Raw genomic sequence first — 23999 nt, 5'->3', positions numbered from 1 at the left:
AGGTCGGATCGAGCGGTGGGCGGCCGTTGTCGGCGCAATAAAGCCCCGCAACGCGATCGTGGATGAAGGAAAAGTCGATCACCGCGTCGATCTTGCGAAGCAGGTGATCCTTCGGCACCAGGCTATCAAGCGTCACCATCTCAAGAGCCGTCTGGGTGGGGGCAGGTTTCTTCAACATGTCCCAATGAATCATAAACCCCTGGACGGTGCCAGGGGTTTGTCAGCAGTCTGAGGGCGCCGATGGCGCCCATTGCTGATTTCATCGGTAGAAACGACCTCAGAAAACGAATTCGCGTGCCTTGGCAAAACCCGGCAGCGCCTTGACGGAGGCATTGAAGAAGACGTTTTCCGAAACGGCGCCGCGCTCGGCGACGAAGACCTTGGCGCGGGCGGCATTGCCGTAACCCTCGACCGTCACCAGACGGCCGCCATCGCGCAATTGACCGAGAAGAGCTGCCGGAACTTCCTCGACCGCGCCGTTGATGAAGATCAGATCATAGGGAGCGCCGGCAGCGTAACCCTTTTCGAGCGGGCCGGTCACGACCTCTATTTTGCCGTAGCCGGCAAGCTGCGCCTTGGCCTCGGCCGCAAGCTGCTCGTCGCATTCGAGCGCGATAACCGAACCGGCAATGATCGACAGCAGCGCCGAGGTGTAACCCGTGCCGCAACCGACTTCGAGGACGAAATCATCCTTGGTGATCGCCGCGAGCTGCAGCAGCTTGGCAAGCGGCGAGGCCTCCATCAGGAAGCGGGCAGGCTTTGCAGGGGCGGCTGCGGAAATCTCGACATCGTTGTCGATATAGGCCAGCAGCTTCGCCTTCTCCGGCACGAACGCCTCACGCGGCACCGTAAGAAACGCCGTCAGCACGGAATGCGAGGTAACGTCCGTCGTGCGAACCTGGTTGTCGACCATCTTTACGCGCGCTGCTTCGAAATCCATCATGTCCTCTCGCTCTTTGAAAAGCGGTTCCTGTCCCTGCGTCTCTTAATCTCCGCCACGAATGCTTTCAAGGCTTGGCAACCGTCGGCGAAAAGAATCCGGCGAGCGCTTCTTTCTCGCCACAGCCCCCATGAGGGATGCGGCACCTCAAACATGGAATTTTCGGCCCCTTGATGTTATCATCCCTACCGGAGGAAATAGGAGGAGCAGGCCATGTCTGCGATTTTCGAATATTTCACGCTGTTCGATTTCTTCATCCTCGCAGCGCTCATCGGCATCTTCTGCTGCGGGCTGCTCGACGGCGAAACGACCTGAGGCGATAGAGCGCCGAGAAGCGCTCGAAAATATCTCCCGCACGGCATCTGCGGCAATCTCACGCTATGCGCTCGGTTGCCTTGAAACAGTGGCTCCTTCCCCTCGACCGCCTTATGCGCATTAAGGTTATGTCAACCATTTTGTTGCGGCGCCCTCACCTTTCGCTATGGGTGCCGCATGCAAACCTTTTTCATCCAATCGGGCGGCATAGAAGCGCTTCACTATAACGCCAATGTCCAACTGCTGCTGATCAAATACAGCAGCGGCGACATTCGCAGCATTACCCGTGTTTCGCCGCAAGGCCTGCGACGGCTGCTCGGCGCCAGCGCCGAAATCGATGGGGGATCCGAATTGAGCGATCCCGAATATCACGCGGAAATCCGCAAGGGCGGTCTGAAAGCGCTCTCCCGCCTCACGGGAATCAATCCGGCGCAGTTCGATTTTTCGCCAGGTCCGCAGGTCTGGTAGGACCCGTCGCAAGCACTGACGCCGCACCGCCAGCGAGCCGCATTTTCTAACCGACTATGTCATGTGGGAAAATTTTGGAGGCCTCGCCCGGAATTGAACCGGGGTACAAGGATTTGCAGTCCTCTGCGTCACCACTCCGCCACGAGGCCTCACGTGCTCGTTATCTGAGCCGTGGCGAGCGTTTAGAATGATCGTAAGGAAATCGCAAGAGGGCATTTCGGAAAAACGCCTTTCCGCCGCTGCCGAAAATGGCCCCTTCCCCATTCTGAAACGGCCGAGCGCAGACTAAAATTTCCCTACCGGCAGCGATGTCCCGTTTCCTGTCAACGATCATATTTGAAACAAATCCTACGCTTGACTTCGATCGTCGACCGGACATCTTACTGCATCGGGAGGGCATAAGAGCTGTATGGAGCCGCTATGGACTGGGCTGCCCTCAAATCGAAGCGCGTGCGGGCGGCATACGATGCCGAAACTCGGGAACTGCACGTAAAATTTCCCGGCTCCCAGCCGGTGAAACACGCGGATATCCCGCAGCATGTCTACCAGAACCTGCTGGAAACGGATGACCCGCACTTCTACTACAAATATTATGTCGCTCCCTCTCGCGTGACACCGGGCCATCGACGACCGTTCTCTCTCGTGTCCTACGGATTGAAGCTCGTGTTCCTCCTCATCGCCTGCAGCCTGTTGACGGCAAACGATCTCGATCCGGTCCGCGGCGGGACTTTCGAGGCAAGCGAACTCAGCTCGAACTAAACCGAAACCGTCCAAGCACTGCGCAGCCTCGATTACCGGGAGCAATGTACCGACCGAAAATCAGCTGTTGGATTCCGGTCGAATCTGTTCGGTCCCAACGTCAGCCGGCACGGTCGCCGCCGGCCTGCCATGCAAAGGTGCCGTTCATCGAGACCGCAAGGCGGTTGGTTGCTGCGCCAGAATTGTCGCTTCTTTTCTGATCGCGATAGCGGCGATCGTTCCGGTCGCGATTTTCCCCGTCGCGGTCGTTGCGGCCGTTGAAATTGCGATAGTTTCGAGGTCCGCTAAATCCGCTTTGGCCGTGATCGACGACGCAGCCTTCCGGGCGGCGGCAGATGCCGCGCGCGTCGAAACCGCCGCTATCGACACCTTGAGCCTCGGCGGGAGCTCCTAAGAGAACGGTCGCCGCTGACAGGACGACCACGAAAACTGCCTTCATTTCCTCACCTGGCCCATTGTGGCGCGTTTACACTCCATACACCACGAATGCGAAAAGCGATCCACTGTTCCACCCGACCGTCCCCGGGCGACCGTCAGCCGGCCGGCGTGCGCCGCCTGTGCCACCATACCGCCAGCCGCCGCCGAAGCCGGCGCGCAACCGGCAGATCGTGCGAGAGCACGAGGAAGCCAAGCGGCAGCATCCAGAAGCCGAGGATGGGCAGGAAGCCCAGCAATCCGCAGAAAATGAGGGCAATGCCGATTGCCATCCGCGCAATCCGCGAACGCGGCATACCGATGCTGAAAGAGCCGAGCATAAGCCTGCCGCTTGCGTGATCGATGCCGAAGCGCCGTGCCTTCACCTTGCGCTCAGCGTTGCCCTTCGTCTCTTCACGATCATTCCCATTCGTCATGCGTCAGAGATGGGCGCAGACAACCGAAATACAAGTTCATTTCATTTTTTTGAAAAAACTGCTTGGCAAATCGGGAAAGCATTTGTATTAGCCCACTCACACCGCGCCAAGCAGTGATCCCTGGTAGCTCAGCGGTAGAGCATTCGACTGTTAATCGACAGGTCGCCGGTTCGAATCCGGCCCGGGGAGCCATTTTTCAAGATAAGCGCCTGTTTTCGTTGGACAATTCCGAGACAGACGCTTTCTTCCCTCTTTCCCTCCCCACTTTTGAAACGCGTGTTCCGCGGATAACTTGCTTCGTTTCGCGTTTTTATGGCGAGGGCAATTGTCGTTCGTTTTGTGGGGCTTACAGAGGCCGCACGCAGCTTTGCCCGGCCGCTTTCTTTTGTGATTCATGTCCATCTCCGAACGAGGTCAGTGCGCCCCTATGGTGCACGCGTTTCTTTCGGAGATGGATGACGCGCGCTTGTTGGGTGCCAAGGTTGGTGTCCCTGGCGCTGCCGACTAAAAATCAAAATACACTGTCACACCTGACCGACGACGATAAGGGTAGTCGTCGCGATAGCCGTAATAGTCGCGGTAGCCGTAATACCGCGGACGATAGCACGAGCCGTAGTACCGGCAGTCGCGGTAAGCGTACCGTTGTTTCTTCCAGTGGCCATATGCATATCCATTACCGTGGCGACGGTGTTTGACCTGCTCGACGTCGGGGGTGTGCATCTGTACTGCATTCGGCACGACGACCGGCGTTGCGTTTAGCGGCAGGGCGAAAGATGCAGACAAGACAATGGCTGCAAGTGAGGAACAAAGCATTTTCATCGGCGCATCCTTTCAGGCTACGATTCTGGGTTAATGACGATTAACCTCCGATGAATGGCCGCGCGCTTCTTAGGCCGGCGCGCCGCTGGGCGGACAACAGCGCTTTTTTACGACGGATAGGCATTCGCTGGCCAACCAACCGCCGGCGGTGTAAAGCAAACGCCATGGCGCTAGATCCTGAAAAAGCATTTTTAGATTACAGTACGGCGGACTGCAGCGTGCAGTTCTGGACCGCCAACGCACCGGCCGTGCAATTCACCTCCTTGGAAGCCGCCGTCAGGTTCGCAAAAGACCATGGCGGCAGGTGGGAAGAAATTGAGATAACAGTCCATCTGCCGCGCGAGGACATCGCGTTCGCCACCGGAAAAGTGCATCAACTCATTGACGCTTTGCCAGGTGAACTCGGCAAAAAATAGAACCAGCCGGCGCGCTGCAAGCGCCTGTTTCGGCTTTCTTCCCTCTTTCCCGCCCCGCTTTTAAACCAATTTTTGCCCTTGGCTCCTGTGGACAACTGCGGGCACGAATGAAGCCAGAAAAGCTCCGCATGGGTCCGGGGCCGAGTGGATTGAAACAACCGTTTCCTATTTCAACGCTGGCTGGGGAACGTTGCATGCCGGCTCTAGCCAGAAATCGGTAGCCCCGTAATCCTTGCCATAATTCACAAGCTGCCTACACTTGCGACATGAAATCAGATGGCCGGCGACCACGGATGAACTGGCGCTTTGCTGATGATGTTTGAGAAAGGTCGGCGCGAACTCTCGCGCCGACCTTTTGTCTTCTTTCCGTCAAGAAAGACCGTACGGGAAGACGAGGATGGCGCTACTGAAACATCAAGGCAGGGTGACCTGAGCCGGCCACACTCAGAGCACCACCATGCAAAGCGCTGCGCAACCGACCACCTTTGCGTTGACGATCGAATGATATACAGACCGCGGCAGGACGCGACTGCCATTAACTTAAGAATGGGGTCGGGCGACAGATTGACGTCACGTCGCTGCCACGAGATCACGTGGCCGTTCTGTCTTGAAGCGTCTGCCTGACGGATTCGACAAGCTGCCATTTCGTGCGGACAGGAGCCGACCGCCTCTAATAGCTGCACGAACGGCCCTCGCGGGGTCTGAATCCATCCGCGCAGGCCGGATTCATGGAATCTCCCGGCACATATCCGGATGCCGAGCCGTATGAATTCGGCGGGGTCGAGCAGGCCGAGGCGATGGCGGCAATCGTGATTGCTCCGGCTGCTACTAATGCCCGAAATTTGTTCATCGATGCTTCTCCCATTTAGGCTGTCACCGGACGAGGAAAGCCGCTCTCCCCTTCCAGATCACCTTTCGCCTCAAGATATAGGGGCGCTCCCCAGTTTACGTTAGCTCCGAAGATTCAAGATTCTCGTCGATCTCCACGAGTTCTGAAACGCGGCCGCCCCAAAAATAAACATTGTGCAGTGCAGCAACCTTTCGTAGGCTGGGGCGTTAGTCAGGCATCACCGCCATCCCGGCTGCTGATTGGCGGAGACTTTCATGAGATCTATGTCAGACACCCTCGCACGCCTTGCTGCGCTGCGAGGAACGCTTCGCCCCGAACCCACGCTGGACAACCCCCATCTCGTCGCCCTGGACGCATTTGGCACGAACCCGGGTGCCTTGGGCGGCTATACCTACCTGCCGTCAAAGCGCGCAAAAAACATGGCCCTGGTCATCGTTCTGCACGGCTGCACCCAGACTGCCGCCGGCTATGATATCGGATCTGGATGGTCGCGATTGGCAGAGGACTATGGTTTCGCGCTGTTGTTTCCCGAGCAACGGAGGGCAAACAATCCGAATCTCTGCTTCAATTGGTTCAACCCGCAGGACATCCGCCGGGATCACGGCGAGGTCTTTTCCATTCGCCAGATGATCGCAAAGGTCGTTGCGGCTTACGGTGTCGACGGCAGGCGCGTGTTCGTGACCGGGCTCTCGGCCGGCGGCGCCATGGCCGCCGCCATGCTTGCCACCTATCCCGAGGTTTTTGCCGGCGGCGCGATCATTGCGGGCCTGCCATATGCAAGTGCCGCAACCATTCCCGAAGCCTTCGACCGAATGCGCGGTCACGGCGGCCCAACCGGCAAAGAGCTGGAACTGCGGGTGAGAAACGCTTCAGCCCACAAGGGCCCATGGCCGACATTATCGATCTGGCAGGGAACCGCCGACAGAACCGTCGTGCCATCCAATGCGAATGCGATCGTGGAGCAATGGAGACATATCCATGGCGTTGATGCATCGCCGTCACGCGCCGAAGATATCGGACGACATCAGCGACGGGTCTGGACCGACGCTCATGGGGCCGAGGTGATCGAGCTCTATACGATTGCCGGGATGGCTCACGGCACGCCGCTCAATGTCGGCACCGGCTACGGGGAAAGTGGCCCCTTCATGCTTGATGTCGGAATTTCCTCGACCGTCGAAACTGCCAGGTCCTGGGGTCTTATTCCGTCGTTTGAAAAACGGCGCGCCGAGAAACCCTCCGCTACACAACCGGAAAACGCCGCAGGTCCATTCGGCACGGGCAACGACCGTGGCGGCATTCAGAAGGTCATTGAAGACGCCCTCCGGTCCGCGGGGCTGCTGCGGTAAATATTCTCAGCAAGCTGGTCTGCATGCCTTCAGCAATGGCCACCCGAGGGCAAACGTGACATCGCGGATAGCTTGATCCCGCGAGATTGCCGCTATCGTTTTTGAGATTTGGCGACGGCCCGCTTTTCGTGGCTCAGGACGAGTTCGATCTGGACATCTTCCTGGAACCGCAGCACCCGCTCTCGGACATCGCTCTCCGGCATTCCGGCGGCCAGAAGCTGATCGGCGAGCCTGCGGCATTCGGCCTTCCAGAATTCTATTGCATCCGCGCCATGCCGCCGGCCGAGTTCACGGGCGCAGCGCTCGATATTGGCGGTTCCGGTACCGGAGGGGAAAGCGATAATCCTGCCTTGATTGGAGACGGGGCGGCGGGTCATTTCAGTAGCCATCGAACAGAGGTTCCTTTGATCCTATTCGTTGTCTACGGGACTATGGTTAACGCTTTCTATTCGTTTCGTATCCGCTCTCGTTCAAGGACGCCTATTGCCGTCAAACTGCCGCGCCTTCGACCTTGACGCGGGCACACCGATGCGCCGACAGTCCGCATCAAGACCGATACCCGAGGCAGATCACCGATGACGATAACCGCCCCCCGCGATTTCCTGAAAGGCCTGTTCGATGCAGCGGTTCGCGCCGCCGATCCACTGACCGGCATCAAGGCGCATTTGCCCGATAAGCCGAAGGGAAGAACTGTCGTGATCGGCGCCGGCAAGGGCGCGGCACAGATGGCACGAGCGCTCGAAAGCATCTGGGACGGAAAGCTCGAAGGTCTGGTCGTCACCCGTTACGGCTATGGCTGCGAGACGCGCGCCATCGAGATCGTCGAGGCCGCGCATCCTGTGCCCGATGCTGCAGGGCTTGTCGCTGCAAGACGTCTGATGGAGACGGTTGGCGAACTGACGGAAGACGATCTCGTCATCGCGCTGATCTGCGGCGGCGGCTCGGCGCTGCTGCCCGCCCCGCCGGAGGGGCTGACGCTTGAAGACGAAATCGCGCTCAACGAAATGCTGCTTGCCTCCGGCGCGCCGATCTCTGCGATGAACGTGGTGCGCAAGCATCTTTCCACCATCAAGGGCGGCAGACTTGCGGCAACGACCGGAGCGAGGGTCGTCAGCCTAATCGTCTCCGACATTCCCGGCGACAACCCGGCACATGTTGCCTCGGGACCGACGGTGCCCGACGGTTCGACGCGGCACGAGGCGCTGGAGATCGTCCGCCAATACGGGCTGAAGCTACCGCAGGCGGCGCTCAATCATCTGAACTCACCGAAGGCAGATGCACCGCGGCCGGACGATCCAATCTTTTCGAGGCATGAGCATCATATCATCGCCTCCGCTGGTGTGTCGCTCGAGGCGGCGGCAACGGTGGCGACGTCGCACGGCATCACGCCTGTTATCCTTTCGGATGCGATCGAGGGGGAATCGCGCGACGTGGCGCTGGTGCATGCGGCGATTGCCCGCGAAGTGCTGTGCCGTAACCGGCCGTTTTCGAAACCCGTCGTCATCCTCTCCGGCGGCGAGACGACCGTGACGCTGCGGGCCAAGGGCGGCAAAGGCGGACGCAACGGCGAATTCACACTCGCCATCGCGCTGGCGATAGACGGCCAGGAGGGCATTCATGTGCTGGCGGCCGACACGGACGGGATCGACGGATCGGAAGACAATGCCGGCGCCTTTGCCGACGGCGGTACGGTGAGACGCCTCAGAGCCACAGGGCTCGATCCGCGCCGGCTGCTCGACGGCAATGACAGCTATTCCGCCTTCAAGGCTATCGGCGATCTCTTCGAGACCGGACCGACCGGAACCAACGTCAATGATTTCAGGGCGATCCTGATCCGTTAGGAACTGGCGGGTCAGGTCCTGATCTTCCCCTGCCCGATCAGCCAGCCGATCGATTCCTGCACCGCCTGCAGGGACGTATATCTTGGGGTGTAACCAAGCAGGCGCCGGGCTTTGGCGATCGAGCAATTCGGGCTGCGGGCAATGTGCTCCCATGTCGCCTTCGCATCTTCTGCCGTCTGGCTCTCGGCCCAGCTATCGAATGGCGCGAAGCTGAGCTTCGGCTCATGGCCGAACCATCGCGACATGACTTCCGCGTAGCCGCGAAGTGTCAGCGCCTGTTCCGAAACCGCATGGAAACTTTCGCCGATCGATGCATTCCAGTTGGCGATCGCGCCCATGAACATCGCCGCGACATCATCGGCATGGACGTGGTGCACGGTCTCCAGGCCGAAATTGGGCAGGGCCAGAACCTCTCCGCGGGCAAGCGTCGAAAAGACCTGCAGGTTGAAATTGCCTGCCGGATTGAGCGGCGCCCATCCGGGACCGACAATGTGGCCGGGATGGATGATGGTTGCCGGAAATCCTCGAAGCCTTGCCTGCTGCAAGAGATAGGTTTCGATCGCGGCCTTCTGCATGCCGTAGTCACCGAAAGGAGACTTTGGCGCCTCCTCCGTTGTCGGCACGGTCGTTGGATAGCCGTGCGTCCAGATCGTGCCGGTATGCAGGAAATGGCCGACATGCCCTGACAGGGCGGTCACCAGATGCTCCGCACTTTCCAGCGTGAAGCAGATCATGTCGATGACGATATCGGCTTTCAGTGCGCGGACGGCTGGGCCGAATTCACCGCTCCGCTCCATTTCCGCCCGATCCATCTGTCGCTGATCGACGGACGCCCAGGTGCGATTTGCCGTATAGGGTTTTGCCACCCCGCGGCTGATCGTCACGACGTCATGACCCGCCTCCACCAAACGGGGAACCAGATAGGTTCCGACATGGCCCGTTGCCCCGATAACCAGAACCCGCATGATCGTTCCTCCCTTTCCATTTTCGCGCCGAATATGCTGCGCCGCCCCGCGATCCTGCAAGCAGACTTTTCGCCCACTATCGATTTTTGAAAACTAGACAGCTGCCGCCATGCTTTCTGATCTGGGTGCAGACATTATTGGCTTCCACGCGCGTCTGGCGGGCGATGCGGGCCGCATAACGCGGTCGAAAGCCGAAGCTGCGATCGCGCTGGCGCAGGATCAACGGCTGCTCCGCGTTCAGCGGCGCGGGCAGGTCCTGGACGGCATCGAGAAACAGACGCCGGGCAACCCCGACATCGGCATTTGCCGCAAGCTGGACACCCCAGGGAGCCCAATTGCCCTCCTGACGCCAGGGCGCGTCTTTCAACATCCGGCTTTCGGCAAGCGCCACGCAGCCATCGAGAAAGGGCTTGTCCTTGTCGAGCGGGGCTGCTGCATCTTCCGGCGGATTATCCTTCCATTCCTCGACCGTATGTGCGGTGATCGCCATCACGTAGCCGCGTGTCTCGTAAGGTAAACTGCCTGCTGTGAGGTAAGCAGCAAGGCCATTTTCGCCGGCATTGTAGGCGGCGGCGGCCAGGCCGAGATTGCCGAAACGATGGCGTAGTTCATCGAGATATTGCGCCGATTTCCGCAGGGCTTCCAGCACCTGGTAACTGTCTTCAAGGCCGCGGAGTTTCGCTGTTCCCGGCATGAATTGCGCAATGCCCTGCGCTCCCTTGTTGCTGACCGCATCGGGGCGAAAGGTGCTCTCCCGCCAGATGAGACGGGCGAAAAAATCCGGCGGCAATTGATTGGCCTTGGCGAAATGCTCGATCGCAATGCAGAGATCGCGATTGAAACTCTCCTTGCGGATACAAAGCGTCTCGCCCGACACCGATGCGGATGGCCCCGAATACAGACAGGCGGGCGGCGCAACACTCCCCTCCGGCTGAGCCCTTGCCGTGCCCTCTTCAGAAAATAGAAGGCAGAGCGAAAGCATGGCCTTCGCCGGTCTCCTTCCAATGCCGGACTGACGCTTTCGCCCTATCATCGGATCTCAGCAGGTTCGAACACGGTTTTGCGCGACATGCCTTAGATAGCATCGATGGAGGCCCAAGGCTTCCCCCATTCACATCTGCGCTCGAATTGGTGCGCTGAGAGGCATTCACGAAAAAGCCGCCGACCATATGGCCGGCGGCTCGAGGAACAGATTGAAATCAGCAATCAAGCGGTCGGCTGCCTAGTCTTCCTGAGATAGGGCAGAACCGTGTCGAAAGAGCCGAAACGGGTGATCGCGTCTTCGTTCGAAACCGCGGCGGTGATGATGACGTCCTCGCCCTGGTTCCAATTCGCCGGCGTCGCCACCTGATGTTTGGCCGTCAGTTGGATGGAATCGATGGCGCGCAGGATCTCGTTGAAATTCCTGCCCGTCGTCATCGGATAGGTCAGGCTCAGCTTGATCTTCTTGTCGGGACCGATGATGAAAACCGAACGCACCGTCGCATTGTCTGCGGGTGTGCGGCCTTCGGAGCTCTCGCCGGCGCCGGCCGGCAGCATGTCGTAGAGCTTGGCGACCTTGAGGTCCTTATCGCCGATCAAGGGGTATTCGACATCGAAGCCGGTGGCTGTCTTAATGTCGTTCTTCCACTTGCCGTGGCTTTCGACCGGATCGACCGAGATGCCGATGATCTTGACGCCGCGCTTGGAAAATTCCTTCTCGAGGCCGGCCATGGCGCCGAGCTCGGTGGTGCAGACGGGCGTGAAATTCTTCGGATGCGAAAACAGAACCGCCCAGCCGTTGCCGATCCAGTCATGGAAGCTGATCGGTCCCTGGGTCGTGTCGGCGGTAAAATCGGGTGCAATATCGTTGATGCGTAAGCTCATGGTCGGCCCTCCAAAGCCTTGTGTTTAAAGTTGTTCGTCTAAAATCGAGGCCATGGGATCCGTCGGCAGAAAGCGATCGCAAGACTACAGTCACCAGTATTCGCAGCCTGCCGACAACAATAACGTCCCATTCCAGGATTTTCAGTAAGTTATATACCACGATAACCGAAGGCATGCTCTTTCGATTTCCGGCCCGCTGCAGCATTATTTTTCCGGTGGATGCACGTTATAAAGATCGATGGTCCCCATCGGTCCTGAGCAAGCGGGCAGCGCTCCGTCGCTTCAGAAATAGAACAGATCGACCTTGGCTACGCGTTGATTCCGCGCGAAAGTACGGCAAACTGATTATATTTTATGCAGTACTGAATTTCGCACACTTTTCAGGCGAACACCTTGCAAAAATTGCTGCAGTGCGTCATGAATATAGGCATGACGCATCGCGATCTGACAATTCTGGTGATCGACGAAAATGCCATTCGCGCCTCCATCATCGAAGAAGGACTGCGCGAGGCAGGGCATGCGCGCGTCACCGTGGTGCATGAGGTCCACGGCATTGCGCGCACCATCGAAACCCTCATGCCCGATGTGATCATCATCGATATCGAGAATCCCAACCGCGACATGATGGAGCATCTTTTCCAGCTGACGCGCACGGTTTCCCGCCCGATCGCCATGTTCGTCGACCGCTCCGACACGGCCTCGATCGAGGCTGCGGTCGATGCAGGCGTCTCGGCCTATATCGTCGACGGCTTGAAGAAGGAACGCGTCAAGCCGATCCTCGACATGGCCGTCAGCCGCTTCAACGCCTTCAACCGGCTGCGGCGGGAGCTTGCCGATGCCCGGTCGGCGCTGGAGGAGCGCAAGCTGATCGAGCGCGCCAAGGGCATATTGATGAAGATGAGAGGATTGCCGGAGGAAGAGGCCTTCGCGCTGCTGCGACAGACGGCGATGAACGAAAAGAAGAAGATGTCGGAAATCGCCCAGAGCGTTGTCACCGCCGCGGGACTTTTGATGTGATGGCCGACTTGGCGAATTTCCGGAGGAAACCGGAGTGGATATGATGACGAAGATCGCCGATGTGAGCGGTGGGCTCCCCCTGCCCGCGCGCCTAAACAGCGAGGGAGCAAAAGTGCTGCGGGCGGGCTTCATTCCGCTCGTCGACGCATCGGTGCTGATCGCCGCGACGGAATTCGGATTTACCAGGAAGGAAGGGCTGACGCTCGATCTGGTCAAGGACGTTTCCTGGGCGAATGTCCGCGACCGCCTGGCCTTCGGCCAGTACGATATCGCCCATATGCTGTCGCCGATGCCCATCGCCTCCATGCTCGGCCTCGGCTCCAACCCCTCGCCGACGATCACGCCGTTTTCTCTGGGGCGCGGCGGCAATGCGATCACGCTGTCGACACGGCTTTTCGAGAGGATGCGGGATGGTACCGGCCTGTCGGAAACGGCAAGCGCGCTCGACAATGCCCATGCCTTGGCAAAAACAATTGCGGCTATGAAGGCGCGCGGCGAGCCGCTGCCGACCTTGGGCGTCACCTATCCCTTCTCCTCCCACAATTACGAATTCCGCTACTGGCTGGCGGCCGGCGGCATCGATCCCGACAGGGATGTCAAGCTCGTCGTCGTGCCGCCGCCGCTGACTTCGGACGCGCTGGAGGCCGGCGCCATCGACGGCTTCTGCGTCGGCGCACCGTGGAACATGATCGCCTCGGAACGGGACGTCGGCCGCATCGTCGCGGCCAAGCAGGATATTTGGCCCTCGGCCCCGGAAAAGGTGATCGGGATGCGGCCGGATTGGGCGGAAACCCATCCCGAAACCGTTTCCCGGCTGATCGTGGCGCTCGACGCTGCAGCCCGTTGGTGCGATCTGGCTGAAAACCACGACGCGCTGGCAGCCGCCCTCGCCGATCCCCGCTATATCGCCGCTCCCGTCGACATCATCCGTCGTGTGCTTGCTGGCGAATTCAGCCTTGACGCCAGGGGCAACCGGCGGGTCATCGCCGATTATTTCAAGTTCCATTCCGGCTTCGCCAATTATCCGAGACCGAGCCATGCGCTGTGGATCTACAGCCAGATGATCCGTTGGGGACAGGCCGAGACCAGCCTCAACCATGCGCGGGCTGCCGCCTCCGCCTATCGCCCGGATCTCTATCGCGCCGCTCTCGGCGACGAGAATGCACCCGAGGATGCCGACATCCGCATCGAGGGTGGCGATGAGGGCGACCGCTTCATGGATGGCCACGTCTTCGATCCCACGGCACTGCCGGATTATGTCGCGGGCTTTGCCGTCAGAAGCGTCCTGCCCTTCGCTTGCGGCAGCGACGAGGCCTGATTTTCCTGTTGCCCTGCACAAAACGCCAGCAGGGATTTGCACCGGCCGGCCACAAGCGCACAAAAGATTTGCATGATTTACAGCAGCCCAAAAAACGCGCAGTGGCCAATCTTTCCAAAATACCGTTTAAATTCATTATCTTGAAGAATTAAATTCAAACTGGCACACGGCTTGCTTGGTACTTTGCGCACCGGTCAACGGCGATCGGTGCAGGATGAGCGCACGATAGGCGCTCACAGATGACATCGACGTCGCAAGATTTTTGCAGTCCGGGCTTTCTCCCTCCCGCGGACGCAATCATCGAGCGGCGTTTTTTTGTTCCCAAATTCCGGCAGCCACCCGCCATCAGAGGAAACCTGCGCATGACCAAGATTTTCACGACTGCAATCAGCCGTCGCAGCATGTTGAAGACCACCGCCGCTGCCGCACTGATCGGCGCCGTGCGCTCCGCTTTCCCATCAGGCGCCTTTGCCGCAGCCGCGACACCTGAGGTTACCGGCATCAAGCTCGGCTTCATCGCGCTGACCGACGCGGCGCCGCTGATCGTTGCCAAGGAGAAGGGGCTTTTCGCAAAACACGGACTGCCCGACGTCGACGTTGCCAAGCAGGCCTCCTGGGGCGCAACCCGCGACAATCTCGTGCTCGGCGGGGCAGCGAACGGCATCGACGGCGCGCATATCCTCTCGCCGCTTCCCTACCTCATGCATACAGGCAAGGTGACACAGAACAACAAGCCGGTGCCGATGGCCCTCGTTGCACGGCTGAACTACGACAGCCAGGGCATTTCGGTCGCCAAGGAATATGCCGAGACCGGCGTGCAGCTCGATTCCTCCAAGCTCAAGGCCGCCTTCGAAAAGAAGAAGGCCGAGGGCAAGGAGGTAAAGGCCGCAATGACCTTCCCCGGCGGCACGCACGACCTCTGGATCCGCTACTGGCTGGCCGCCGGCGGCATCGATCCGAACAAGGACGTCTCGACCATCGTCGTGCCGCCGCCGCAGATGGTGGCGAACATGAAGGTCGGCAACATGGACGTCTTCTGCGTCGGAGAACCCTGGAATGAGCAGCTCGTCAACCAGGGCATCGGCTTCACCGCGGCGACGACAGGCGAGCTCTGGAAGGGGCATCCGGAAAAAGCGCTCGGCCTGCGGGCCGACTGGATCGAGAAGAACCCGAATGCGGCCAAGGCTCTTGTCATGGCTGTCATGGAAGCCCAGCAATGGTGCGACAGCATGGACAACAAGGCCGAGATGGCCGAGATCCTCGGGCGCCGCCAATGGTTCAACGTGCCCCCGAAGGACGTGCTCGGACGCCTGAAGGGCGACATCAACTACGGCAACGGCCGCGTCGCCCATGGCACCGACCTCTACATGAAGTTCTGGGCCGGCGGGGTTTCCTATCCCTTCAAGAGCCACGACACCTGGTTCATGGCCGAGAACATCCGCTGGGGCAACTTCGCGCCGGATACGGATATCAAGGCGCTGGTCGATCAGGTGAACCGCGAGGATATCTGGCGCGATGCCGCCAAGGACCTCGGCGTCGCGGCGGCTGATATCCCGGCCACGAGTTCGCGGGGCAAGGAAACCTTCTTCGACGGCAAGGTCTTCGATCCGGACAATCCGTCCGCCTATCTCGAAAGCCTGGCGATCAAGGCGGCGTCCTGATGCGTGGCCTGTCCCTCAACCGCCAGCCCGAGCCTTCTCCCCGTTTTGACGGAGAGAAGGACATATCTCACAGCACGCCATTGAATAAGAAGGAACAATTCATGCCAGCACCGGCTCGCAACCATACGGCCTCCCAGGCAGGCAGACCGGCGCCTGGGGGCAAAGTGGTGACGCTGGCGATCAAGGCCGCGCCGCGCCTGCGCCTTCGCCAGATCATTGCTGCCGCAGCCAGCAATATCGTGCCGCCGCTCGTCGTGCTCGTGATCATCCTCACCGTCTGGCAGGTGCTCTGTTCCTCGCCGGATGCCTCCCTGCCCTCGCCGCACCGAGTCTGGCTGGAAAGCTTCGACCTCATCGCCTATCCCTTCTTCAACTACGGCTCGCAGGATATCGGGCTCGGCTGGCGCGTGTTGATCTCGCTGCAACGCGTCGCCTACGGCTTCGGGCTCGCTGCGGTTTCCGGCGTGGTGATTGGCGCCATCATCGGCCAGTCGGTCTGGGCGATGCGCGGGCTCGATCCAATCTTCCAGGTGCTGCGCACCGTGCCGCCGCTTGCCTGGCTGCCGCTGTCGCTCGCCGCCTTCCAGGATTCCAATCCGTCGGCGATCTTCGTGATCTTCATCACCTCGATCTGGCCTGTCATCATCAACACCGCCGTCGGCGTACGAAATATCCCCCAGGATTACCGCAATGTCGCGAAAGTGCTGCGGCTCAACCAGTTCGAATTCTTCTTCAAGATCATGCTGCCTTCGGCCGCCCCCTATATCTTCACGGGTCTTCGCATCGGCGTCGGGCTCTCATGGCTGGCGATCGTCGCGGCCGAGATGCTGACTGGCGGCGTCGGCATCGGCTTCTTCATCTGGGATGCGTGGAACTCGTCCCGCCTGCCCGACATCATCGTTGCGCTCGCCTATATCGGTGTCGTCGGCTTTGCCCTCGACAAGCTGGTGTCGGCCCTCGGCAAGATCATCACACGCGGCTGAGGGAGATCGCCATGACCGCCTATCTCAAGCTCGACCATATCGACAAGCGTTTCGACCGATCCGAGGTGCTGAAAGATATCAACCTCGTCATCGACAAGGGCGAATTCGTCTCGATCATCGGCCATTCCGGCTGCGGCAAGTCCACGCTGCTCAACCTGATCGCCGGATTGACGCCGGTTTCCTCGGGCGCAGTGCTGCTCGAAAACCGCGAGGTCAATGCGCCGGGGCCGGAACGCGCCGTCGTCTTCCAGAACCACAGCCTGCTGCCCTGGCTGACGGTCTACGAAAACGTCAAACTCGCCGTCTCCAAGGTCTTCAGCGACACGAAGAGCAAGGCCGAGCGCCACGAATGGGTGATGGCCAATCTCGACCTCGTGCAGATGGCGCATGCGAAGGACAAGCGTCCCTCGGAAATCTCCGGCGGCATGAAGCAGCGTGTCGGCATCGCCCGGGCGCTGTCGATGGAGCCGAAGATCCTGCTGCTCGACGAGCCCTTCGGCGCACTCGACGCCCTGACGCGGGCGCATCTGCAAGATGCGGTGATGGAGATCCATCTCCGGCTCGGCAATACGATGGTGATGATCACCCACGACGTCGACGAGGCTGTGCTGCTTTCCGACCGGATCGTGATGATGACCAACGGGCCGGCCGCAAGAATCGGCGAAGTCCTCGACGTGCCGATCGAGCGTCCCCGCAACCGCATCGAGCTCGCCTCCGACCGAACCTACCTCAAATGCCGCGAAGCCGTGTTGAAGTTCCTCTACGAACGCCACCGTTTCGTCGAAGCCGCGGAGTAATCCATGACCGAAAAACTCGTCATCATCGGCAATGGCATGGCGCCCGGGCGTATGCTGGAACATCTCTTCGAACAGGCGCCCGGCCGCTATCAGGTTACGATCTTCAACGCCGAGCCGCGCGTCAATTACGACCGCATCATGCTCTCGCCGGTGCTTTCTGGCGAAAAGACCTATGAGCAGATCGTCATCCATGGCGACGGCTGGTACATCGATCACGGCATCACGCTCTACAAGGGCCACAGGATCGTCGCGATCGATCGCGCCGCCAAGACCGTCACCTCGGACCATGGCGTCACCGAAAACTACGACAAGCTGGTGATCGCCACCGGTTCCGTGCCCTTCATCATCCCCGTTCCCGGTAAGGATCTGCCGGGCGTCATCACCTATCGCGATCTCGACGACGTGCAGGCGATGCTGCTCGCCGCCCAGTCGCGTGAAAAGGCTGTCGTCATCGGCGGCGGCCTGCTTGGCCTCGAGGCGGCGGCCGGCCTTGCCCAGCGCGGCATGGACGTCACCGTCCTGCACGTCATGCCGACGCTGATGGAGCGCCAGCTCGATCCGGCCGCCGGTTATCTCTTGCAGAAGGCGGTCGAGGAACGCGGCATCAAGGTCATCTGCAAGGCCAATACCAAGGCGATCGTCGGTGACGGCAAGGTCGAGGGCATCGAACTCGACAACGGCACGATCATTCCGGCGACCCTCGTCGTCATGGCGGTCGGCATTCGCCCGAACGTCAATCTCGCCAAGGACGCCGGGCTCGCCGTCAATCGCGGCATCGTCGTCGATGCCGGCATGCAGACCTCGGACGGCGATATTCTCTCGCTCGGCGAATGCGCCGAAGTGGGCGGCATGGTCTATGGCCTCGTCGCGCCGCTCTATGAAATGGCCCGCATCGCCGCTTCACATCTCTCCGGCGATCGCTCGCCCGCCTTCGTTCATGCGGACACGCCGACCAAGCTGAAGGTCACCGGCATCGACCTTTATTCGCTCGGCGATTTCGCCGACGGCGACGACCGCGAGGAGATCGTGCTTCGCGATGCCAGCGCCGGCGTCTACAAGCGCCTGGTGCTGAAGGACAACAAGATCATCGGCACCGTGCTTTACGGAGAAACTGCCGATGGCGCCTGGTTCAACGATCTGAAGAAGAAGGCGACCGATATTTCCGAGATGCGCGAAACGCTGATCTTCGGTCAGGCCTATCAGGGAGGGTCGCCGCTGGACCCTATGGCGGCCGTTGCAGCCTTGCCGGATGACGCGGAAATCTGTGGCTGCAACGGCGTCTGCAAGGGCAAGATCACCTCGACGATTTCGGGCAAAGGACTGACGTCACTCGACGACGTGCGCGCCCATACAAAGGCATCCGCCTCGTGCGGCTCCTGCACCGGCCTCGTCGAACAGCTGATGGCGCTGACGCTCGGCGACAGCTACAATCCGAAGGCCGTGCAGCCGATGTGCACCTGCACTGAACTCGGCCATGACGACGTTCGCCGGCTGATCAAGGCCAAGGGTCTGAAGAGCATTCCTGCCGTCATGCAGGAGCTGGAATGGAAAACCTCCTGCGGCTGCGCCAAATGTCGGCCGGCACTCAACTATTACCTCGTCTGCGACTGGCCGGACGAATATGCCGACGACTACCAGTCGCGCTTCATCAATGAGCGTGTGCACGCCAACATCCAGAAGGACGGCACCTACTCCGTCGTGCCGCGCATGTGGGGCGGCGTGACGAATTCCAAGGAATTGCGCGCCATCGCCGATGTCGTCGACAAGTTCGAAATCCCGATGGTGAAGGTGACGGGCGGCCAGCGCATCGACCTTCTCGGCATCGAGAAGGAGAACCTGCCGGCCGTCTGGGCCGACCTCGGCAAGGCTGGCTTCATCTCCGGCCAGGCTTATGCCAAGGGCCTGCGCACCGTGAAGACCTGTGTCGGCTCCGACTGGTGTCGCTTCGGCACGCAGGATTCCACCGGTCTCGGCATCCGCATCGAAAAGTTCATGTGGGGCTCCTGGACGCCGGCCAAGCTGAAGATGGCCGTTTCCGGCTGCCCGCGAAACTGCGCCGAGGCAACCTGCAAGGACATCGGCGTGATCTGCGTGGATTCCGGTTTCGAGATCCATTTCGCCGGTGCGGCTGGCCTCGACATCAAGGGCACCGAGGTTCTTGGGCTTGTGCGGACCGAAGACGAGGCGCTGGAGCATATCGTGGCGCTGACGCAGATGTATCGCGAGCAGGCCCGCTATCTCGAGCGCATTTACAAATGGGCCAAGCGTGTCGGCCTGGAGGAAATCCGCCGCCAGATCATGGGTGATGCCGAAAAGCGCAAAGCCTATTACGACCGCTTCGTCTTCTCCCAGAAATTTGCCCAGGTCGATCCCTGGTCGGAGCGTGTTTCCGGCAAGGACAAGCACGAGTTCAAGCCGATGGCGACGATCGGCTACCCGCAGGCTGCAGAATAGGAGATGGACATGAACTGGATCGCAATCGGTGACATCTCCGATATTCCGTTGCGCGGGGCGCGTTGCGTGAAGACGCCGCAGGGCAAGATCGCCGTCTTCCGCACGGCGGAAAACGAAGTCTTCGCCATCGAGGACCACTGCCCGCACAAGGGCGGCCCGCTCTCCCAGGGCATTGTTCACGGCAAGGCCGTGACCTGCCCGCTGCACAACTGGGTGATTTCGCTGGAGACGGGCAAGGCTCTCGGCGCCGATAACGGCGAGGTCCGGACGATCCCCGTGCTGAACGAAGACGGCAGGCTGTTCGTTGCCCTGGAAAGCCTGATGATGGCGGCGGAATAGATGGCGGCCGAGGTCAAGACCACCTGTCCCTATTGCGGCGTCGGCTGCGGCGTTCTCGCCACGGTTGACGAGACAGGCACCGTCAGTGTCAAGGGCGATCCCGAGCATCCGTCGAATTTCGGACGGCTCTGCTCGAAGGGTTCGGCCCTTGCCGAGACCATCGATCTCGACGGCCGGCTTCTTTATCCCGAAATCGCGGGCGAACGGAGCGGCTGGGACGAGGCGCTTGATCTCGTTGCCCGGCGTTTTTCCGAGACGATCGCCGAACACGGACCTGATTCTGTTGCCTTCTACGTCTCGGGCCAGCTCCTGACCGAAGACTATTATATCGCGAACAAGCTGATGAAGGGCTTCATCGGCTCGGCCAATATCGACACCAATTCAAGGCTTTGCATGTCCTCCTCGGTGGCGGGACATCGCCGCGCCTTCGGCGCCGACACCGTGCCCGGGACCTATGAGGATATCGAACTCGCGGATCTGGTGATTCTGACCGGCTCCAATCTTGCCTGGTGCCATCCCGTCATCTACCAGCGGCTTGCCGCGGCAAAAGCGGCGCGGCCGAGCATGCGGATCGTCGTCATCGATCCGCGCAGCACGATGACATGCGATATCGCCGACCTGCATCTGGCAATCCGCCCGGACGGCGACGTCGCTCTGTTCATGGGCCTGCTTGCCCATCTCGCGACAAGCCCGGCCATCGACCAGAACTATATCGCCGCCCATACCGAAGGTTTCGGCGAAGCTTTTGCAGCCGCCGCGGCACTTGATATGAACGACCTCCTGGAGCGGACTGGTCTGCCGGCCATGCAGATCCGGGAGTTCTTCCGCCTCTTCGAGACGACGCCGAAGGTCGTGACCTGCTACAGCCAGGGCGTCAACCAATCCTCCTCCGGCACCGACAAGGTCAACGCGATCCTCAACTGCCATCTGGCGACCGGCCGCATCGGCCGCGCCGGCATGGGGCCGTTCTCGCTGACCGGCCAGCCGAATGCCATGGGCGGGCGTGAGGTCGGCGGCCTCGCCAATATGCTCGCCGCCCATATGGCGATCGAGAATCCCGACGATCGCGACCGCGTTCAGCGCTTTTGGAACTCGCCCGTCATCGCAGCCAAGCCCGGTCTGAAGGCGGTCGACATGTTCCGCGCCGTGGCCGATGGGCGCATCAAGGCGCTCTGGATCATGGCGACCAATCCCGTCGTCTCGATGCCGGATGCCGACAGCGTCGAAAGCGCGATCGCCGCCTGTCCCTTCGTCGTCGTGTCCGACATCCTCAAGGAGACCGATACGACTCGGCACGCGCATGTGCTTTTGCCCTCGCTCGGCTGGGGCGAAAAGAACGGCACGGTCACCAATTCCGAACGGCGGATTTCCAGGCAGCGACCCTTTCTCGACATCCCCGGCGAGGCAAAAGCCGACTGGTGGCAGTTTGCGGAAGTCGCGCGCCGCATGGGATTTGATTCCGCCTTCGACTTCAATGCGCCGGCCGCAATCTTTGCGGAACACGCTGCCCTTTCCGGCTTCGAAAACAACGGCAGCCGCGATTTCAACATCGGCGCGCGCGCAGGCATGTCCGGCGGCGCCTATGAAGAGCTGTCACCCTTCCAATGGCCGCAGGCGGCAGGGACCGCATCCGGCGTCACCCGCTTCTTCGCCGAGGGCGGTTTCTTCCATCCTGACGGCAAGGCGCGCTTCGTCGCAATAGAGCCGCCCGCAACGGATCGCACCAATGCCGACTTCCCCTTCACGCTGAACACCGGGCGCATTCGCGACCAGTGGCACACCATGACGCGGACCGGAAAGAGCGCGCGCCTTTCCGCCCATATCGCCGAACCTTTCGCCGAAATCCATCCGCGCGATGCGATCGAAACCGGTATATCAAGCGCCGGTCTCGTCGAGATCGAAAGCCCCCATGGCAAGGCTGTCGTCCGGGCGCTAGTGACCGATCGTCAGGCGCGTGGAGGCATCTTCGCGCCAATGCACTGGAACGACCAGTTCGCCGCAAGAGCGCGCATCGACGCGGTGGTCGCGCCGATAACCGACGCCATTTCCGGTCAGCCGGCATCGAAGAACGTTGCCGTCGCCGTCCGCCCCTTCCGCGCCACGCATTATGGTTTCGCCGTCTCGGCCGCAAAGCCCGTAGCCCCAGACGCTGCCTATTGGGCGCAGGCGAAAGCCGCTGGCGGCTGGCGGCTGGAGCTTGCCTTTGCTGAGGCCGTCGAAGACTGGACGGCCTGGTGCCGAGCGGTTTTCGCCATTCCTGATGAAATCGAACCGCTCGGTTATGCCGACCGGCAGTCCGGCGACCTCAGACTCGCCTTCTTTGATGGCGAGGTCCTGCTTGCCGCCCTCTTCCTCGCCCGCGAACCGGTCGCAGTGGCGCGCAACTGGGCGATCTCGCAGCTTACCGCCTCGCATGGCGATCTCAGGAAACGCTTTGCGCTCGTCGCAGGCCGTCCCGGCGCCGGCAGGCCGGATCCGGGAGCGACCGTCTGCTCCTGCTTCAGCGTCGGGGTCAACCAGATCGCCGCCGCCGTGCGCGGCGGATGCCACAGCGTCGAGGCCGTCGGCAAGGAACTGAGCGCTGGAACCAATTGCGGCTCCTGCCGCGGCGAAATCGGCAAGATCATCGATCGCTGTCTTGCCGCAGCAGCGGAATGAAGCGCAAGCGCGAAACCCGACGCGGCGTCAGGCCGCGTTCGGAACGATGAGCATTTTACGATCGGCGGAGATGCGGACCGAGATCTCGTCGTAGGATGAGAGGGTCGGATGCGGCGTCTCCATCTTGTCGTGATGGGTTGCCGTCACGACCATGACATCGGCGCCCGCCGCCTCGCCGGAGGTGATGCCGGCCGCGACATCCTCGAACACCAAGCAATCCTGCGTGCTGACGCCGAGGCGTTCGGCGCCAAGGATATAACATTGCGGATTGGGTTTTCCGATGCTCACGTCCTCCGCCGTCACCATGAACCTCGGCAGCGGCAGCCCCGCAGCCTCCAACCGCCGGCGGGCAAGACGCAAGGGCGAGGAGGTGACGATCGCCCAGCAATCCGGCGGCAGAGAACTCAGGAATGCCGCAGCACCCGAAATGGCAACCACATCGTCGACATCGGCGATCTCAGCCTCTGTCACCAGTTTTGCTTCATGTTCTGGGTCAACACCAGGCAAGTTCAGCCGGGTGATCGTGTCGATGCCGCGCGATCCATGCATCTTCGGCAAGAAGGTTGCGACATCGAGCCCATGACGTCTTGCCCACTCGCCCCACACACGCTCGGCGGCACGGATGGAATTGAGGATCGTGCCGTCCATGTCGAACAGGAAGGCGGCATAAGGCTTCTCGAAGCCGCGGGGCATCGGCGGGGACAAAGGCAAATCCTTTAAGGAGAGCAGTGGATGGTTGTCGCTACCACCTGATCAAACGGCAAATCACGGCCTTTTGCAAGCTTTCGCGAGCACGTACCGATCTCCATGTCGCCACACACACTGGCGACATCCATCAACGCAGCAGCGGAGATGCATACGATGTTCGTGTAAACATCGACGATCCCGCCGAAGCGCCTAAAAGGCCGTGCTGGTTGTCATCAAGTCGCAAGAGAGGCGGAGGCCGATCTGGTCGTGACACAGTTCATCGGCGCCGTCGGCAAGTTCCAGCCTGGCGGGAGCATCGGCGCGCAGATAGGCCTGTGTTGCCGGGTCGATGCGCATCGGAACGGCCGTCCAGAGCGAGGGACGGCTCACGTCGAGCGCTGAGATAGCAACTTTCTCGCCGCCCGCAGCAGAGGACGCGATCGCCATTCCAGTTGCCGTCAAGGCGAGTGCAATCGCGATCTGGAGGCAGAGATCTCCGACCTCACGCGGGGAAACGAACATAGCGGCCTCATGCTGCGGATTAGCGTTTCGCCATGCCACTAAGGCAGGCAGCCACACCGATCCAGCGACTTCGGCTGTTAAGGTTTATCCGTAACCACATCGGCACGGACACGGGTTCCCACCGCAA

The 23999-nt window shown here is 60.7% G+C and carries 25 protein-coding genes and 2 tRNA genes; 14 read left to right on the top strand and 13 right to left on the bottom strand.

The features are described 5' to 3' along the window. A partial coding sequence (locus tag EFB14_RS30495) for a transposase (RefSeq protein WP_483475590.1) occupies positions 1-178 on the bottom strand: 178 nt, incomplete at its 3' end. A 99-nt stretch (positions 179-277) separates the two neighbouring features. Further along, positions 278-943, bottom strand: a complete 666-nt coding sequence (locus tag EFB14_RS30490; protein ID WP_183605230.1) for a protein-L-isoaspartate O-methyltransferase family protein — start codon at positions 941-943, stop codon at positions 278-280. Between the two features lie 489 nt (positions 944-1432). Here EFB14_RS30490 and EFB14_RS30485 point away from each other — a divergent pair, with 489 nt between their 5' ends. Next, entirely contained in the window at positions 1433-1723 is a 291-nt protein-coding gene (locus EFB14_RS30485) for a hypothetical protein (protein ID WP_126830407.1), read from the top strand. Positions 1724-1798: 75 nt separating this feature from the next. Here the strand turns inward: EFB14_RS30485 and EFB14_RS30480 are convergent. Next, positions 1799-1872 (bottom strand) — tRNA-Cys (locus EFB14_RS30480). A 271-nt stretch (positions 1873-2143) separates the two neighbouring features. On the opposite strand from EFB14_RS30480, the gene EFB14_RS30475 reads away from it, so the two are divergent. After that, entirely contained in the window at positions 2144-2482 is a 339-nt protein-coding gene (locus EFB14_RS30475; RefSeq protein ID WP_126830406.1) for a KTSC domain-containing protein, read from the top strand. A 100-nt stretch (positions 2483-2582) separates the two neighbouring features. Here the strand turns inward: EFB14_RS30475 and EFB14_RS30470 are convergent, their stop codons facing one another. Then, entirely contained in the window at positions 2583-2921 is a 339-nt protein-coding gene (locus EFB14_RS30470) for a hypothetical protein (protein WP_126830404.1), read from the bottom strand. 94 nt (positions 2922-3015) lie between these two features. Continuing rightward, positions 3016-3333 (bottom strand): hypothetical protein, encoded by a 318-nt coding sequence (locus tag EFB14_RS30465; RefSeq protein WP_125844999.1) that lies wholly within the window; start codon positions 3331-3333, stop codon positions 3016-3018. Positions 3334-3450: 117 nt separating this feature from the next. Between EFB14_RS30465 and EFB14_RS30460 the strand changes: the two genes are divergently transcribed. Then, positions 3451-3525, top strand: a tRNA-Asn gene (locus EFB14_RS30460). A gap of 312 nt (positions 3526-3837) precedes the next feature. On the opposite strand, the gene EFB14_RS30455 is transcribed toward EFB14_RS30460, so the two are convergent. Further along, entirely contained in the window at positions 3838-4152 is a 315-nt protein-coding gene (locus EFB14_RS30455; protein WP_126830402.1) for a hypothetical protein, read from the bottom strand. Between the two features lie 164 nt (positions 4153-4316). Between EFB14_RS30455 and EFB14_RS30450 the strand changes: the two genes are divergently transcribed. Next, positions 4317-4568 carry a hypothetical protein gene (locus EFB14_RS30450; protein ID WP_125845100.1) on the top strand — a complete coding sequence of 84 codons (252 nt, stop codon included), beginning with the start codon at positions 4317-4319 and terminating at the stop codon, positions 4566-4568. 670 nt (positions 4569-5238) lie between these two features. On the opposite strand, the gene EFB14_RS33650 is transcribed toward EFB14_RS30450, so the two are convergent. Continuing rightward, a complete protein-coding gene (locus EFB14_RS33650; RefSeq protein ID WP_126830398.1) occupies positions 5239-5418 on the bottom strand; it encodes a hypothetical protein in 180 nt (59 codons plus the stop codon). Positions 5419-5672: 254 nt separating this feature from the next. Between EFB14_RS33650 and EFB14_RS30435 the strand changes: the two genes are divergently transcribed. Then, on the top strand, positions 5673-6764 hold the full coding sequence (locus EFB14_RS30435) for an extracellular catalytic domain type 1 short-chain-length polyhydroxyalkanoate depolymerase (RefSeq protein ID WP_126830396.1): 1092 nt from the start codon (positions 5673-5675) through the stop codon (positions 6762-6764). 92 nt (positions 6765-6856) lie between these two features. Here the strand turns inward: EFB14_RS30435 and EFB14_RS30430 are convergent, their stop codons facing one another. After that, on the bottom strand, positions 6857-7153 hold the full coding sequence (locus EFB14_RS30430; protein ID WP_126830395.1) for a DUF6074 family protein: 297 nt from the start codon (positions 7151-7153) through the stop codon (positions 6857-6859). A 186-nt stretch (positions 7154-7339) separates the two neighbouring features. Between EFB14_RS30430 and EFB14_RS30425 the strand changes: the two genes are divergently transcribed. After that, positions 7340-8605, top strand: coding sequence for a glycerate kinase type-2 family protein (locus EFB14_RS30425; RefSeq protein ID WP_126830393.1), 1266 nt, complete (start codon positions 7340-7342; stop codon positions 8603-8605). A gap of 11 nt (positions 8606-8616) precedes the next feature. Here the strand turns inward: EFB14_RS30425 and EFB14_RS30420 are convergent, their stop codons facing one another. From EFB14_RS30420 to EFB14_RS30410, 3 genes are all read right to left on the bottom strand, one after another. Next, positions 8617-9570: an NAD-dependent epimerase/dehydratase family protein gene (locus tag EFB14_RS30420; protein ID WP_126830391.1), complete on the bottom strand. Its 954-nt coding sequence runs from the start codon at positions 9568-9570 to the stop codon at positions 8617-8619. 76 nt (positions 9571-9646) lie between these two features. Further along, a complete protein-coding gene (locus EFB14_RS30415) occupies positions 9647-10603 on the bottom strand; it encodes a lytic transglycosylase domain-containing protein (protein ID WP_126830389.1) in 957 nt (318 codons plus the stop codon). Positions 10604-10776: 173 nt separating this feature from the next. Beyond that, on the bottom strand, positions 10777-11436 hold the full coding sequence (locus tag EFB14_RS30410) for a peroxiredoxin (RefSeq protein ID WP_125845015.1): 660 nt from the start codon (positions 11434-11436) through the stop codon (positions 10777-10779). Between the two features lie 429 nt (positions 11437-11865). Here EFB14_RS30410 and EFB14_RS30405 point away from each other — a divergent pair, with 429 nt between their 5' ends. The 8 genes from EFB14_RS30405 to EFB14_RS30370 all read left to right on the top strand — a co-directional run bounded on the left by EFB14_RS30405 (position 11866) and on the right by EFB14_RS30370 (position 22663). Continuing rightward, positions 11866-12453: an ANTAR domain-containing response regulator gene (locus EFB14_RS30405; RefSeq protein WP_125845016.1), complete on the top strand. Its 588-nt coding sequence runs from the start codon at positions 11866-11868 to the stop codon at positions 12451-12453. A gap of 34 nt (positions 12454-12487) precedes the next feature. Continuing rightward, positions 12488-13771, top strand: coding sequence for a CmpA/NrtA family ABC transporter substrate-binding protein (locus EFB14_RS30400; protein WP_183605228.1), 1284 nt, complete (start codon positions 12488-12490; stop codon positions 13769-13771). Between the two features lie 362 nt (positions 13772-14133). Beyond that, positions 14134-15432: a CmpA/NrtA family ABC transporter substrate-binding protein gene (locus EFB14_RS30395; RefSeq protein ID WP_126830387.1), complete on the top strand. Its 1299-nt coding sequence runs from the start codon at positions 14134-14136 to the stop codon at positions 15430-15432. Between the two features lie 101 nt (positions 15433-15533). Further along, the gene (gene ntrB, locus EFB14_RS30390) at positions 15534-16415 is read left to right on the top strand and encodes a nitrate ABC transporter permease (RefSeq protein WP_312894138.1); all 882 of its coding nucleotides are present in this window, start codon (positions 15534-15536) and stop codon (positions 16413-16415) included. A gap of 11 nt (positions 16416-16426) precedes the next feature. Next, positions 16427-17212 carry an ABC transporter ATP-binding protein gene (locus EFB14_RS30385; RefSeq protein WP_126830384.1) on the top strand — a complete coding sequence of 262 codons (786 nt, stop codon included), beginning with the start codon at positions 16427-16429 and terminating at the stop codon, positions 17210-17212. A gap of 3 nt (positions 17213-17215) precedes the next feature. Further along, complete coding sequence (nirB, locus tag EFB14_RS30380) at positions 17216-19666, top strand: nitrite reductase large subunit NirB (RefSeq protein ID WP_126830382.1); 2451 nt, start codon at positions 17216-17218, stop codon at positions 19664-19666. A 3-nt stretch (positions 19667-19669) separates the two neighbouring features. Beyond that, complete coding sequence (gene nirD, locus EFB14_RS30375) at positions 19670-20005, top strand: nitrite reductase small subunit NirD (protein ID WP_126830380.1); 336 nt, start codon at positions 19670-19672, stop codon at positions 20003-20005. After that, the gene (locus tag EFB14_RS30370; RefSeq protein ID WP_126830378.1) at positions 20006-22663 is read left to right on the top strand and encodes a nitrate reductase; all 2658 of its coding nucleotides are present in this window, start codon (positions 20006-20008) and stop codon (positions 22661-22663) included. 27 nt (positions 22664-22690) lie between these two features. On the opposite strand, the gene EFB14_RS30365 is transcribed toward EFB14_RS30370, so the two are convergent. Together EFB14_RS30365 and EFB14_RS30360 are read right to left on the bottom strand one after the other, a co-directional pair. After that, on the bottom strand, positions 22691-23368 hold the full coding sequence (locus tag EFB14_RS30365) for an HAD family hydrolase (protein WP_126830376.1): 678 nt from the start codon (positions 23366-23368) through the stop codon (positions 22691-22693). Positions 23369-23560: 192 nt separating this feature from the next. Continuing rightward, the gene (locus EFB14_RS30360; protein ID WP_126830373.1) at positions 23561-23872 is read right to left on the bottom strand and encodes a hypothetical protein; all 312 of its coding nucleotides are present in this window, start codon (positions 23870-23872) and stop codon (positions 23561-23563) included. Between the last annotated feature and the right edge of the window lie 127 nt (positions 23873-23999).

The sequence above is a fragment of the Rhizobium fabae genome (genome assembly GCF_003985135.1).
Lineage (GTDB): Bacteria > Pseudomonadota > Alphaproteobacteria > Rhizobiales > Rhizobiaceae > Rhizobium > Rhizobium pisi.
The sequence above is the reverse complement of the archived record's forward strand: the minus strand, read 5'-3'. Positions and strand labels throughout refer to the sequence as shown.

What these genes read in the sequence shown, in the direction of transcription:
- EFB14_RS30490 (WP_183605230.1), bottom strand. Translation starts at nt 943, where the DNA reads ATGATGGATTTCGAAGCAGCGCGCGTAAAGATGGTCGACAACCAGGTT.
- EFB14_RS30485 (WP_126830407.1), top strand. Translation starts at nt 1,433, where the DNA reads ATGCAAACCTTTTTCATCCAATCGGGCGGCATAGAAGCGCTTCACTAT.
- EFB14_RS30475 (WP_126830406.1), top strand. Translation starts at nt 2,144, where the DNA reads ATGGACTGGGCTGCCCTCAAATCGAAGCGCGTGCGGGCGGCATACGAT.
- EFB14_RS30470 (WP_126830404.1), bottom strand. Translation starts at nt 2,921, where the DNA reads ATGAAGGCAGTTTTCGTGGTCGTCCTGTCAGCGGCGACCGTTCTCTTA.
- EFB14_RS30465 (WP_125844999.1), bottom strand. Translation starts at nt 3,333, where the DNA reads ATGACGAATGGGAATGATCGTGAAGAGACGAAGGGCAACGCTGAGCGC.
- EFB14_RS30455 (WP_126830402.1), bottom strand. Translation starts at nt 4,152, where the DNA reads ATGAAAATGCTTTGTTCCTCACTTGCAGCCATTGTCTTGTCTGCATCT.
- EFB14_RS30450 (WP_125845100.1), top strand. Translation starts at nt 4,317, where the DNA reads ATGGCGCTAGATCCTGAAAAAGCATTTTTAGATTACAGTACGGCGGAC.
- EFB14_RS33650 (WP_126830398.1), bottom strand. Translation starts at nt 5,418, where the DNA reads ATGAACAAATTTCGGGCATTAGTAGCAGCCGGAGCAATCACGATTGCC.
- EFB14_RS30435 (WP_126830396.1), top strand. Translation starts at nt 5,673, where the DNA reads ATGAGATCTATGTCAGACACCCTCGCACGCCTTGCTGCGCTGCGAGGA.
- EFB14_RS30430 (WP_126830395.1), bottom strand. Translation starts at nt 7,153, where the DNA reads ATGGCTACTGAAATGACCCGCCGCCCCGTCTCCAATCAAGGCAGGATT.
- EFB14_RS30425 (WP_126830393.1), top strand. Translation starts at nt 7,340, where the DNA reads ATGACGATAACCGCCCCCCGCGATTTCCTGAAAGGCCTGTTCGATGCA.
- EFB14_RS30420 (WP_126830391.1), bottom strand. Translation starts at nt 9,570, where the DNA reads ATGCGGGTTCTGGTTATCGGGGCAACGGGCCATGTCGGAACCTATCTG.
- EFB14_RS30415 (WP_126830389.1), bottom strand. Translation starts at nt 10,603, where the DNA reads ATGATAGGGCGAAAGCGTCAGTCCGGCATTGGAAGGAGACCGGCGAAG.
- EFB14_RS30410 (WP_125845015.1), bottom strand. Translation starts at nt 11,436, where the DNA reads ATGAGCTTACGCATCAACGATATTGCACCCGATTTTACCGCCGACACG.
- EFB14_RS30405 (WP_125845016.1), top strand. Translation starts at nt 11,866, where the DNA reads ATGACGCATCGCGATCTGACAATTCTGGTGATCGACGAAAATGCCATT.
- EFB14_RS30395 (WP_126830387.1), top strand. Translation starts at nt 14,134, where the DNA reads ATGACCAAGATTTTCACGACTGCAATCAGCCGTCGCAGCATGTTGAAG.
- ntrB (WP_312894138.1), top strand. Translation starts at nt 15,534, where the DNA reads ATGCCAGCACCGGCTCGCAACCATACGGCCTCCCAGGCAGGCAGACCG.
- EFB14_RS30385 (WP_126830384.1), top strand. Translation starts at nt 16,427, where the DNA reads ATGACCGCCTATCTCAAGCTCGACCATATCGACAAGCGTTTCGACCGA.
- nirB (WP_126830382.1), top strand. Translation starts at nt 17,216, where the DNA reads ATGACCGAAAAACTCGTCATCATCGGCAATGGCATGGCGCCCGGGCGT.
- nirD (WP_126830380.1), top strand. Translation starts at nt 19,670, where the DNA reads ATGGACATGAACTGGATCGCAATCGGTGACATCTCCGATATTCCGTTG.
- EFB14_RS30370 (WP_126830378.1), top strand. Translation starts at nt 20,006, where the DNA reads ATGGCGGCCGAGGTCAAGACCACCTGTCCCTATTGCGGCGTCGGCTGC.
- EFB14_RS30360 (WP_126830373.1), bottom strand. Translation starts at nt 23,872, where the DNA reads ATGTTCGTTTCCCCGCGTGAGGTCGGAGATCTCTGCCTCCAGATCGCG.